The 13221-nt window shown below is 33.5% G+C and carries 9 protein-coding genes; 8 read left to right on the plus strand and 1 reads right to left on the minus strand.

What is annotated here, in order from left to right; all coding sequences use genetic code 11:
* Positions 1–65: 65 nt before the first annotated feature.
* The gene (locus X928_RS05140; RefSeq protein WP_103078791.1) at positions 66–2972 is read right to left on the minus strand and encodes a PolC-type DNA polymerase III; all 2907 of its coding nucleotides are present in this window, start codon (positions 2970–2972) and stop codon (positions 66–68) included.
* 859 nt (positions 2973–3831) lie between these two features.
* On the opposite strand from X928_RS05140, the gene X928_RS05150 reads away from it, so the two are divergent.
* The 8 genes from X928_RS05150 to X928_RS10340 all read left to right on the plus strand — a co-directional run bounded on the left by X928_RS05150 (position 3832) and on the right by X928_RS10340 (position 13019).
* Entirely contained in the window at positions 3832–6156 is a 2325-nt protein-coding gene (locus tag X928_RS05150; protein WP_103078793.1) for a glycosyltransferase, read from the plus strand.
* Between the two features lie 203 nt (positions 6157–6359).
* Positions 6360–6785, plus strand: a complete 426-nt coding sequence (locus tag X928_RS05155) for a sugar 3,4-ketoisomerase (protein ID WP_103078794.1) — start codon at positions 6360–6362, stop codon at positions 6783–6785.
* Positions 6769–7878, plus strand: coding sequence for a DegT/DnrJ/EryC1/StrS family aminotransferase (locus X928_RS05160; protein WP_103078795.1), 1110 nt, complete (start codon positions 6769–6771; stop codon positions 7876–7878). The genes X928_RS05155 and X928_RS05160 overlap by 17 nt, the downstream gene beginning before the upstream one ends.
* 24 nt (positions 7879–7902) lie before the next feature.
* On the plus strand, positions 7903–8904 hold the full coding sequence (locus X928_RS05165; RefSeq protein ID WP_103078796.1) for a sulfotransferase domain-containing protein: 1002 nt from the start codon (positions 7903–7905) through the stop codon (positions 8902–8904).
* A gap of 186 nt (positions 8905–9090) precedes the next feature.
* Positions 9091–9615, plus strand: a complete 525-nt coding sequence (locus tag X928_RS05170) for a GNAT family N-acetyltransferase (protein WP_103078797.1) — start codon at positions 9091–9093, stop codon at positions 9613–9615.
* Positions 9612–10484, plus strand: coding sequence for a glucose-1-phosphate thymidylyltransferase RfbA (gene rfbA / locus X928_RS05175; RefSeq protein ID WP_103078798.1), 873 nt, complete (start codon positions 9612–9614; stop codon positions 10482–10484). The genes X928_RS05170 and rfbA overlap by 4 nt, the downstream gene beginning before the upstream one ends.
* Positions 10481–11527 (plus strand): dTDP-glucose 4,6-dehydratase, encoded by a 1047-nt coding sequence (rfbB, locus tag X928_RS05180; RefSeq protein ID WP_103078799.1) that lies wholly within the window; start codon positions 10481–10483, stop codon positions 11525–11527. Before rfbA ends, rfbB begins: the two co-directional genes overlap by 4 nt.
* Positions 11528–11852: 325 nt before the next feature.
* Positions 11853–13019, plus strand: coding sequence for a flagellin N-terminal helical domain-containing protein (locus tag X928_RS10340; protein ID WP_103078800.1), 1167 nt, complete (start codon positions 11853–11855; stop codon positions 13017–13019).
* Positions 13020–13221 lie beyond the last annotated feature (202 nt).

The following is a 13221-nucleotide window of genomic DNA, read 5'->3' on the forward strand; positions in this document are numbered from 1 at the left end:
ACGTAACATTAATATAATATCATAACTTTATTAACTTTGTGTTAATTTCTATATGTGCGATAACATTATTTTGAAAGGAGAGTTTTCTCTGTAGACCCTCCCCTTTCTTTTAGGATTCGCTGGGCATTCTTGCTACCAATATTTCTCACTTTGGTCAGAGGTATCCTCAAGTATTCCCCTTCAATTTTAAAAACCTTTGCCTCACTCTTGTAAAGATCCGGTCTTAAAAAGCCAAAACCTCTCTTTCTCATCTCGTAGGCGGTTTTAAGCGTGGAATAAAAATTGGACTCTTCGTAATTATGTTGGAATTCCTTTTTTGAAAGCTTCGTAATCGTCTGAACCGTCAATGCTTCATCCATTATAATATCAATATCAAAAAACCTCGCTCTGATAGTAAAATAAACGCTGTAAAACTCGAGAGGATAATAAAGTTTGTAAAACGCTATCTTATACGCCATTATCATGTAGGCAACCGCATGGGCCTTTGGGAATAGATAATGAATCTTCTTCAAAGAATCAAGGTACCATTCGGGAGCTTCTGAATCATCTATTGCCTTCAGTTCTTTCTCTGTAAGCTCTTTCCCCTTTCTCACTTTTTCCATAATCATAAAGGCCGTTTTTGGTTCCACTCCAAAATACTCAAGCGTTGTCAAAATATCGTCTCTGCAGCTAACGATCCGATCGATACCTGCAACATTCTTCAAAACTATCTCGCGGGCGTTGTTGAACCAAATATCCGTTCCGTGTGCAAGTGAATTCGTCCTACACAGATCGTAAAAAGTTTTGGGCCTTGTCTCGGTGAGCATCTTGTGGGAAAAAGGTGTCCAAACTTCCGGTACGCCCAACGTTCCAATCTCCGTACCTATCTCTGAAAGATCCACTCCCAACTCCTTTGTAGAAGAGAAAAGTGAGAGAACCCGCTCATCGTGCATCGAAATATTGTTGTAATCGTAACCGGTTAATTCCTTAAGCATTTTTAAAAAGGTTGGACCATCGTGAGACAACACATCTATTTTCAGCAAATCATTTTCTAAAGCCTTAAAATCGTAATGTGTTGTAACGATACCAATCTCAGGAGAATTTGCAGAATATTGATAAGGAGTAAAATCGTGAACATCGTACTCTTGAGGGATTATTATCATAGCTGATGGATGTTGACCTGTATTCAACTTTGTTCCTTTAATTTTTTGAGAAGCCCAAAAAAGATGTGCAAAATTCATATCTTCATCCTTGAAATAATTGAACGCCATCTTCAAAGCGTTGTACCTCGAGATGGTACTTATCGTGCCTGCTTTGTAACAATAGTTCCTACCAAATTTCTCTTCCAAGAACCTTTGTATATCGTTGAAGATCTCAGCCGAAAAATTCACGTCTATATCTGGGATCTTCTCACCAGAATACCCCATAAAAACCTCAAACCTTATATTATGTCCGTCGGAGTTCAAAATCGCACCACAATTTGGGCATGACTTCTCTTTTAAATCAAAACCACTCAAGTTTAAATCCTCACTGAACTCTATAAACCCACAACTCTCACAAAAATAATGTGGTGGCAAAGGATTAACCTCAGTTATCCCCAAAAGAAAAGCGACAAGCGAAGAACCAACTGACCCCCTCGAACCGATCGGATAGCCCATCTCTAAAGACTTCTTGACCATATCGGCTGAGATCAAAAATATCACAGCATACCCGTTATCTATTATACTTTTCAATTCCTTCTCTATCCTATCTATAATTATACGGTGCAACTTTTCTCCATACATCTTTTTTGCGTTGTTATATACGATATCTCTCAAATTTTGGTCGGCAGAAGGGATATAAGGCGCCTTCAATTTAAAGTCAAAAGGGGCAAACTCCTCTACCTCACCAGCGATTTTATTTGGATTTTTCACAACGATTTCTTTTGCAATACCGCGTTTTTTAAAGATCTCAAATGCCGCATCGTACATCTGAGAAGTGCTTCTCAAATAATTAATACTTCGCGTAGCCTTCCTTGGGTTACTCTTTGTGGAAGTACCAAAGATCATAGCGTTTAAATACTCTCGATCTTCTTCTCTCAAATAATGAACATCACCCGACATAACAACAGGCTTTTTTAAAGCTTTTGCAATCTCATACACTGTTTTAGAATAATCGATAATCTTACCCTTCTCCAAACACAAATCGTTATAACAATCCCTTGGGAAAAGCTCTATATAATCAAAAAAAGTTACCCATTCCTTTAAATCGTCAGTAGAATACTTATTCAGAAAATCGTAAAGCAAAAATCCATCCAATGAAGAACCCAAAAGTAGCCCTCTTCTTAAATTCTTCAAATCAGAAAGTGAAATTATCGCACTTTTATTCACAACGTTCATATGTGAAATCGATACTATTTTATAAAGATTCTTCAACCCCTCTTTATTCTTAACCAGCACATTCACGTGTTTTACGATTCCTCTTCTCTCATCGTGCACATTCAGCTCACAACCAAAAATTGCTTTTATACCCTTTTTCTTAGCATACTCATAGAAATAAGGAATTATCTGCACATTCTCGTTATCCGTAATGGCAACCGCCTTTTGCCCAAACGAAGAAACAGCATCCACTAACTCCTCCATATCCAATATGGACAACTTTGAGCTCATCTTTGAATGCGCATGAAGTTCAACCCTCTTTTCTACCGAAAGATCATGCCAAACCGAAGGAACAGCAACTTTTATTGTGTCCACTTTCAAACAATAACTCCCCATTTCACTATCGTACTCTAATACCCCTTCAAATCTAAACCACTCATCTTTCCTTGAGCTCGTTCGGGGCGTTTTGTTGTTTTCTGACTTACACAAAAAAGAATAGCTATAATCAGTAACAAACAAATAATAAAAATCCTTTGCCTCATCAACATAAAAAATTTTGCCTTTTATACTAATCTTCTTATTAAAAAACCCTTCTTCCTGCCCTTTAATATCCGAAAGATTATTAAAAAAATACACAAAACTTCCTCCTTAGGCATACGTATATATAACATTATACACAGTTTTACCTAAGAAGTCAACAATGGGTTTGCACTGGGTGGGAAGCGAGGTAAAGAGCTCCTTCACTTCATCCTTATGGGTGGGCTGCAGGGAGAAGTCCTACATTTTCATTCCTAATGGGTGGGGGGAGCAGGGTGAAAGGGAAAGCCTTTTGCTCATCCTTAGAGGGTGGGCTGCGAGGCGAAGGGGCGCAAACTTAGATAGAATAAATATTTTAGAAACTTCATAATTTTTAAAAATAAGTTTTTGATTTTCAAAGGGGCACAGGGCGAAGCCTTCCCACCCAGCCTGGTGAAAGGGCGCTAATAAAAAGTAGGAGGCAGATAAATAATTATCTGCCTTCATTCCGATCAATATCACTTAACTACTTCTTTGGTTTATCTTTTGGCTTATCTTTCTTTTTCTTTTTTTCCTCTGCCATGACCCTTCCTCCTCCGGGCAAAAAGCCCTGTTAATGGAACCCTTATACCAATAACCAAAACATATAAAAATCTTACAAATATTATACCATACTAAAAATTAAAAGCAACAGTTTTTAGCAAAAATTTTTGGCAAAAATATCGCTTTCGGAAAACTCTGCTAAAAATCCCTCAATTTCAGTCGATAAAAATAGGATAAACAATTACTTAAAAAGAAATATTAAAAGGCCATAAAATACTATCATCCTCATGGGTGGGGTACAGGGTGAAGCCCTCCACCACGAGGGTCTAAGGGGCCGCAGGCCTCTTCTTTAGAGGGCGGGCTGTGGGGCGAAGGGGCGCTATTTATCAAGTTTTAGAACTTCTAAAGACAACTTCAAAAGCTAAGGAGGATTCCCATGTACGAAGAAATCTTTGAATTGATAAACAAAGGAGAAATAAACAAAGCTCAAGAACAAATAGAAAAAATATCCGATGATGATCCGAAAAAATACAACTTAAAAGGACTAATACACTTCAACAAAAAAGAACTAGAAAAAGCCAAAGAACAATTCGAAGAAGGATTAAAAATAAACCCTATTGACTCAGACATATTATTCAACTATGGGTATTTACTAAAAGAAATGAATCAAGAAATGGAGTCATGGAGATACCTCATGAGGATACACGACAAAGATTGGGCAACTTATGATCTATTAGGAGACATAGAATTCAAAGACAGAAGCAAATTAGCATCTCTAAGATTTTACCTAAAAGCAGCAGAACTAACTAATAACCCACAAATGAAAAAGAAGTTCTTAGAAATAAGAAACAAGATAAAAAAAGACACAAAGATAGCCTTCCTTTGCCTTCCTGTCTTAGACAACTTCCTAAAAGACATAGTAGAAACCTTCTCGCTTGGATACGATGTCAAACTCGTAGTATCAACAGACGCAAACGAAATAACACAAGCGATAAAATGGGCGGACATAGTCTGGCTCGAATGGGCAAATGACTTAGCAATATTTGCAACTAACAAAGTCCCTGAAATAGCAAATAAAAAAGTTATTTGTAGATTGCATAGTTACGAAGTCTTTACGGACATGCCTGAAAAAATAAATTGGGGAAATATTGATCAATTGATCTTTGTAGCAAATTCGATGAAAATAATTTTTCATAAATTACATCCTAATCTTGATCTTCAATCATGCAAAGAAGAAATTGTTTACAACGGGGTTGACTTAGACAAATTCAAATTCTCTATACACAAACCAGGATACAACTTAGCTGTGTTAGCTCATATAAACTACAAAAAGAACCCAGCTGAATGGATTCAAATAATAAGTAAATTAAAAGAAATAGATAAACAATATAAACTGCACATTGGAGGAGATTTTCAAGACCCTAGATACAAAGTATACTTTGAACACATAAAAAAAGAAATGAAAATGGAAGACAATTTCATTCTACATGGTTGGATAAACGAAGTAGAAAAATTTTTAGAAGATAAAAACTACATAATTTCAACAAGCATACATGAAGGCCATCCTTACAACATTTTAGAAAGCATGGCAAGAGGAATAAAACCAGTAATTTTAAATTATAGTGGTTCAAAAGAACAATGGCCTAATGAGCTTATATATAACACAATCGATGAAGCGGTAGAAAAAGTAACAGAAGAAACTTACGACTCAGAAAGTTACCGTAGGTTTATCGAAGATAATTACACGTTGGAGCAGCAAATATATGAAATCGAAGAAATTATTTCTTATCCAAAGAAGGATTTATCTATCAATTATCTAAAAAAAAATGTTAATGATTTGAAAATAAGTTATGTGATGCCTGTATACAATGGTGAAAAGTTTATAGAAAAATCATTAAGTTCGATCTTAAAGCAAAAAATTGAACCATATGAAATAATAGTCATTGATGATGCATCAACTGATAATAGTTATAAAATACTTAGTAAATATCAAAAACGATTTCAGAATATAAAATTATTTAGAAATAACATAAATCTTGGGGGATTGCAAACTACAAAAGAATTATTGAAGAAGGCTAACGGAGATTTTGTTAAAGTTGTTCATCAAGACGATGGATTATATGAAAGTTATGCCGTGGAAATTTCACGAATAAATGATGTTTATAAATATTCTTTTATAGTAAATGATTTTACTTATATAACCGACGAGAATATAGTTTCAAATTATTTGAAGAAAATTTGGAATAATTTCGAATTAGATCCTAACAAGTTGAATAAAGAAGATTTATTAAAATTTTTAGTTATAAAAGGAAATTATGTAGGAACAGATTCCAATGTACTATTTACTAAAGAAAACTTAATGAAAATTGATTATCTTAACGACAAGGACGAGTTTCTATCTCAAAAAGGTTTATACGGTTATGATTATTATATTTACTTAAAACTAGTAAATATTTCTAAGCCAAAGTTTGTTTTCAAGGATCTATCATTTAGATACGAACATAGTAACAATGTTACATCTAAGCATATAGGAAGTTTTAGAAGAATAATCGGATTACATAAAATTCTGTTGAATTACGAGCATCTTTTAAATGAAAAAGAAAGAAAAATTGCTTATTTTAATTACTTCGGACGTGCCATCTATTCAGTAAAAATTTGCAAAAATCCAGAAGAAAAAACAAAAATGATTTCATACATACTTAAGAATTGTAGTAAATATTTATCGAAAGAACAAGAAAACGAACTTATAAAATTGTTATGAATTTTGTTAAACTTTCATTGAAATGGTTAGAGTGTGCTCTTTTTAAGATTAAATTAATTTATTACATATTCGCTAGTTTGAAATTAGTATTAATTTTTTGCTAACCGAAATGGCACTTAAAAATTTTTGAATTAAATATCGGCAACTTCTTTATGTTAAAAAACTGGCTTTCTTAAAAAATTAAGAGCGTAGAGGCAATCAATATGTATAAACTAATTACTTTTAAACAAATAGGCAGAATAGAAATAGGTTTCCTTTCTTTTTTTGAATCAAACCAAAACATACCTTTTGAAATAAAAAGGATATACTATACCTACTATGTTCCTGTTGGAACAAAACGAGGTGGGCATGCTCATAGAGAATTAAATCAACTTCTTTGGTGTCCTTATGGGAAAATAAACGTCATTTTAGACGATGGCAAGGGGAAAAAGGAGTTTTTGTTGAACTCTCCTGAAAAGGGTTTATTGGTAGGAAAAGGGATTTGGCATGATATGTATTGGATAAAGGAAAATTCAGTGTTATGTGTTGCAGCATCTGATTATTATGATGAAAGTGATTACATCAGAGATTACAACAATTTTTTAAAATTAGTGAAAGAAGGTTATTGGAAAGATGAAAATAAACTTTAATGAACTGAAAAGAGGATACGAAAAATATAAGAGTGAATACGACAAAGCAGCTATTGATGTGTTGGAATCTGGTTGGTACATTTTGGGAGAAAATGTAAAAAGGTTTGAAAATAATTTTGCAAATTTTATAGGTTCTTCGTATTGTGTAGGGGTTAATTCGGGATTAGATGCCTTAATATTAGCAGTTAGAGCACTAAATTTAGGAGAAGGGGATGAAATAATAGTACCTGCGAATACTTACATAGCTACAGTATTGGGGATTACTGAAAATGATGCAACCCCCGTCTTTATTGAACCGGATGAATATTACAACATAGATACGGATAAGATAGAAGCAAAGATAACGGGCAAGACAAAGGCTATAATGGCAGTCCATTTATACGGTCAAGCGGCTAATATGAATAAAATAAAAAGTATAGCCACAAAATACAGTTTATACTTATTAGAAGATTGTGCTCAAAGTCATGGAGCAAAATTTGAAAATCAAACAACGGGAACATTTGGCGATATAGGTTGTTTTAGCTTTTATCCTACTAAAAACTTGGGTGCTTTTGGCGACGGTGGAGCGATAGTAACAGATAATAAAGAAATTGCTGAGAAAGTTAAAATGTTGAGAAATTATGGAAGTCAAAAAAAATACTACAATGAGATAGAAGGAGTAAATTCTCGTTTGGATGAGATTCAAGCAACTTTGCTAAATGTCAAACTATCTCATTATGGCGAATTGAGGAAAGAAAGAGAAAAAATAGCTTTAAAATATTTAAATGAAATAAACAACCCAAAAATTATATTACCAAGAATTAGAAAAGGATCAGATCATGTCTGGCACTTATTTGTTGTTCAAACTGAAGAAAGAGATAAATTGCAAAATTATCTACAAGAAAATGGAATAGGGACCCAAATTCATTATCCTATACCACCGCATCTTTCTAATGCCTACAAACATTTTGGGTACAGAAAAGGTGATTTCCCCATCACCGAAGAAATGGCAAACAAAGTCTTAAGTTTACCAATATATGATGGGATGACAGATGAAGAGGTAGATTATGTAATAAGAGTAATTAACAATTATAAGGATTTATTTTCTAAATAATTTAGAAAAGGAAAGGGAGAAAAAATGAAAAGAATCGTTATACATATTGGTTATCCAAAAACAGCTACGACAACTCTTCAAGAAGCAGTATTTGTAAAATTACATCAAAAAAAGAAAATAAATTACTTAGGAAAAACCAATTTTATCCGTTATTCAAAAGGGAAACAATTTATTTTATCAAACTCTCTAATAAATTCTGTTGTTTTTGATATTCCGTTTCAAGAAAGAGTCAATATCTCTGAAACAAAATTAAATATAATCTCAAATGAAGACTTATGCTTGATTCCATATTTTAAAGAAATTCAAACAAAAAAAAAGGTAGTAGATCCTTTTCTATATCCTAGAAAATTAAAAACATATTTTGAAAACTTTGCAGATGAAATTATAATATTTGTAACTTTAAGGAATCAAACAGAATTAATATATTCAAGCTACGTAGAAAGATATCATTTGTTCAAAGACGATGAAAAAAGAAATTCTTTTAATAAGTTTCTATTAAAAGAAATAGATAATCTAGCAGATATTTACAGAGTTTTTCGTTTTTCAGATATTTTGACAGAATATTCTAATATCTTCGGTAGGAAAAATATTCACATTTTGCTTTACGAAGATTTAAAATACGATCAACATTTTTTTTGTAAAGAATTAAGTCGAATAATCGATGTGCAAAGTAGTATTTTAGAAAATCTTTTAGCAATGAATAATCTTAGAAATAAAAGAAAAACTAAAGAAGGTTATTATGCTGAAATTGTTGATGCAAGGAAAATAACAAATGTTTTAAAAAAATTACCTAACAACAGAGTTATTGATGTATTACTTTCTACCTATAAAAATACTTGGGATAACGAAATTTCCTTTTTTAAAATTCTTAGTAAATTGTTATATAAAAGAAATTATGTTTTCATTCCAAAATTTACAGAAGAACACAAAAAGATTATTGTAAACAAATTTAGAGAAAGTAACATTAGACTTTCTGAAGACTTTGGTGTAAGTATTGATAAATTAAAAAAATACCAATATATTTAACTTAAGAGAAAAAATAAAATTTTGGTTCTCTCCCAAAAAGTGTGGGTAAATAAACGGTAAGCTTAATTTTACTCCAGATATTTACTTACTATTTTTGTTGTAAAACCTATTTTAATAAAGTCTAATTACTCTCAGTATTCATTTTTTATCAATTGACTTCTTTACAAAAGGGAGTGACGCTGAAGGATGGATATTAAATTACGACCTTTAAAGTTAACAGATGCTGATTATATGAAAGAATTCACTGAAGATGAAGATATTTCTAGAAACTTACTCTTTACAAGATATCCTTTTCCAACAGAAAATATGATTTCATTTATCAAGACTTCTTGGGAAGATAAGAGAAATATACATTATGCTATTGCAAATGAAAATGATGAATATATCGGAACCATTAGTTTAAAAAATATTAGCTATATAGACAAAAATGCCGAATATGCAATAGTAACAAGAAAAAAGTATTGGGGTCTAAATGTTGCTTCATTAGCAACAGATAAAATTCTAAATTATGGTTTTTACACCCTCAATTTGAATAAGATATATTTAAATGTTTTAAGTTCGAATTTAAGAGCAATTAGATTTTATAAAAAATATGGATTTAATCAAGAAGCCATTTTTAAAAAACATGTTTATAGAAATGGTGATTATGTTGACTTAATTTGGTTTTCTTATTTTAAAAATGATTTTAATGATAAGAGGTTTAAACCATGAAAGGCATAATCCTTGCAGGGGGAAATGGTACAAGACTTTACCCAATAACAAAGGGAATAAGTAAACAATTATTGCCTATTTACGATAAGCCTATGATTTACTATCCATTATCCGTTCTCATGATTTCTGGAATAAGAGAAATTCTAATAATTTCTAATCCAGAATATATTGATATGTATAAAAGGCTATTAAACGACGGAAGTCATTTAGGACTAAAGATAGATTACGAGATTCAAGAGAAACCAAGAGGACTTGCAGACGCTTTGAATGTTGGCGAAGATTTTATCGGTAAAGACAGTGTTTGTTTAATCCTTGGGGATAACGTGTTTTATGGTCAAGGTTTTGGTCCAAAGCTTCAAAAGGCCTCTGAGGTGGAAAGAGGTGCTGTTATATTTGGTTATTATGTAACTAATCCCAGTGAGTTTGGAGTTGTAGAGTTTGACGAACAGGGAAATGTTTTAAGTTTGGAGGAAAAGCCTTCAAAACCTAAGTCAAATTACGCTATTCCCGGATTGTACTTTTATGATAACTCTGTGATTGAAAAGGCTAAGAATTTGAAACCTTCTGCAAGAGGAGAATTAGAAATTACTGATTTAAACAGAGAGTATCTAAAAGAGCAACAATTGAGAGTCGAACTTCTTGGAAGAGGTTTTGCATGGCTAGACACCGGCACTTACGATGGACTTGCCAACGCCGCTGACTTTGTTAGAACCATTCAAAAAAGAACTGGTTTATACATCGCTTGTTTGGAAGAAATAGCCTACAGGAACAAATGGATAACAAAAGAAGAATTGATTAAATTAGGCAAAGAATATGAAAAGACTGAATATGGTCAATACATTCTAAGATTTGCGAGTGATATGAATTGAGTATCCTAGTAACAGGGGTAGCTGGATTCATAGGAAGCAATTTCGTATACTACTACCTAAGAAAACACAAAGACAAAAAAATAATAGGGTTAGACAAACTAACCTATGCAGGGAATTTGGATAACCTATCCAAATTAAACGAAGAAGAAAAAAATAGGTTCACCTTCATAAAAGGTGACATAAACGATATAGAACTGTTGGAAAAGATATACCAAGAAAACGAAATAGAAGGGATAATAAACTTCGCAGCAGAAAGTCATGTAGACAGATCGATACACGACCCACAGATATTTTTAAAAACAAACATACTGGGAACACAAACGTTGTTGCATGTATTCAAAAAATACTACGATGAAAGAAAAAACCAAAAATTCTTACAAGTATCAACCGATGAAGTGTATGGAGCGTTGGGACCAACGGGATACTTCACAGAAAAAACACCCCTTGATCCACACAGTCCATACTCTGCAAGTAAAGCGAGTGCAGATTTGATAGTAAAGGCTTACCACGACACATACGGCTTAAATACGAATATAACAAGATGTTCAAACAACTATGGTCCATACCAATTCCCAGAAAAGCTCATACCGCTGATGATAAACAACGCATTAAATCACAAAGAGTTACCCGTGTATGGGGATGGGAAACAGATAAGGGATTGGTTGTATGTGGAAGATCACTGCAAAGCGATAGAACTTGTATTTGAAAGAGGAAGAAGTGGAGAAGTATACAACATAGGTGGACACAACGAAAAAGAAAACATAGAGATAGTAAAAATAATAATAGAATGCTTGCAAGAAAAAACAAAAGACGAGAAGATAAACGAAGGGTTGATTAAACATGTAAAAGACAGGTTAGGCCATGACAGAAGATATGCAATAGACCCAACGAAAATAAAAGAAGAGTTAGGCTGGGAACCAGAGACAAAGTTCGAAGAAGGTATAAAAATAACGATAGGCTGGTACCTTGAAAACAAAGAATGGATGGATAAGGTTATAACAGGAGAGTATTTGGAGTTTTATGAGAAGAATTATGGGGGATGAAAGTTATGAGAAAAATGGATCTTTTACGAAAATAGTTAACAATTAAACTGGAGAAAAATTAAGTTTACCAATTATTTTCTCACAATTTTTGGAAGAGACTCACTAAAGGCAAATAATACCCTTCGAATGTGTCAAAGGGTGATTATGAGTAGTTAAGGGAAGCTTTAGCTATGATCAAAAAAGAAAAAATCAAAAAAGAGTACTAAAAACACTAAAGTTTTTGGCAAACTGTTCGATAATATGTATGAAAATCCTTAGCGCTAAGGGAAAAATCCTTGTCCAAGGAAGGGCAAGAAATAGAAAATCACATGGAGGTGTATGAATTATGAGGATTAATCACAACATTAGTGCATTGAATGCATGGAGATCGATGGATCAAGTAAATCAATCTATGGGTAAAACACTTGAAAAACTTTCTTCTGGTTTAAGGATCAACAGAGCAGGAGACGATGCAGCGGGATTAGCAATATCTGAAAAGATGAGAGGTCAAATCAAAGGTTTAGAAACTGCTGTAAAGAATGCACAAGACTCTATATCTTTGATACAAACAGCAGAAGGAGCATTGACAGAAACACACTCTATACTTCAAAGAATGAGAGAATTATCTGTTCAAGCTGCATCAGATACCAACACAGATGTTGATAGAAATCAAATTCAGTTAGAATTAGATCAACTAAGAGACGAGATTGATAGGATTTCAAGAACCACAGAGTTCAACACACAGAAATTGCTTGATGGTAAGATTGAATCATTCAGAGGTAGTGACGATGTTAAAGTTGTTACGGGAGGAAACATAAACGTTGGAGCTGTAGTATCAACGGGTGCTGTAGTGGTGGAAGGTACTTACGTTGTAGAAGTTGGACAATTAGAGGGTTTAACAGACTCGACTTTGGATGTTAGAATAACTCAAATAACTGCTGGTGGAATAGCTACAACAGTATCCGAATTGAGTGCGGGAACAGCTAATATTGGTGGAATTTCATTCACATGGGATGCATCAGCATTTGTTATTGATGATTTTGGAGGATCGTTACCTTTAAATGAAATTGTAGACAGTGCCGTTGTTAGAGTTGAAGCAACTAACACCGCTGCTAATCAACTTGTTTTCCAAATAGGGGCGAATGAAGGTCACAACATCGTGCTTGGAATAGACGATATGAGTGCAGGAGCTCTTGGGCTCAACGAAAAGTCACTTAAAGCAACGGATCAAGATAGCGCTGAAAGATCGATAATGATTGTGGACGCTGCAATTCACAAAGTAAGTACAGCAAGGGCTTCACTTGGGGCTGCCCAAAACAGATTGGAACATACTATATCCAACTTGGGTGTAGCATCGGAGAACTTAACTGCAGCAGAAAGCAGAATCAGAGACGCAGATATGGCAAAAGAGATGATGGATTTTACAAAGCAACAGATACTCTTGCAAGCATCGAATGCAATGTTAGCACAAGCGAATACAATTCCACAAAATGTGTTGCAGTTGTTGCGATAAAGGGAAGTTTAGGGAGGGCCTTCGGCCCTCTTTTTGTTTTCTTTTATCTATTCCCGCCCCCCGCCCCTTAAGGAATTTTTTCTTTAATTGGAGTGGTTTTAAGGATTTTTCGATTAGAGTTGTTTTAAGGAGTTTATTTTACGGAATTTGTAAGTAGTAAATTGCTGATAATTCATTTTTATCTTTTCCCGCCCACCGCCCC

It is taken from the genome of Petrotoga miotherma DSM 10691 (assembly GCF_002895605.1).
GTDB lineage: Bacteria > Thermotogota > Thermotogae > Petrotogales > Petrotogaceae > Petrotoga > Petrotoga miotherma.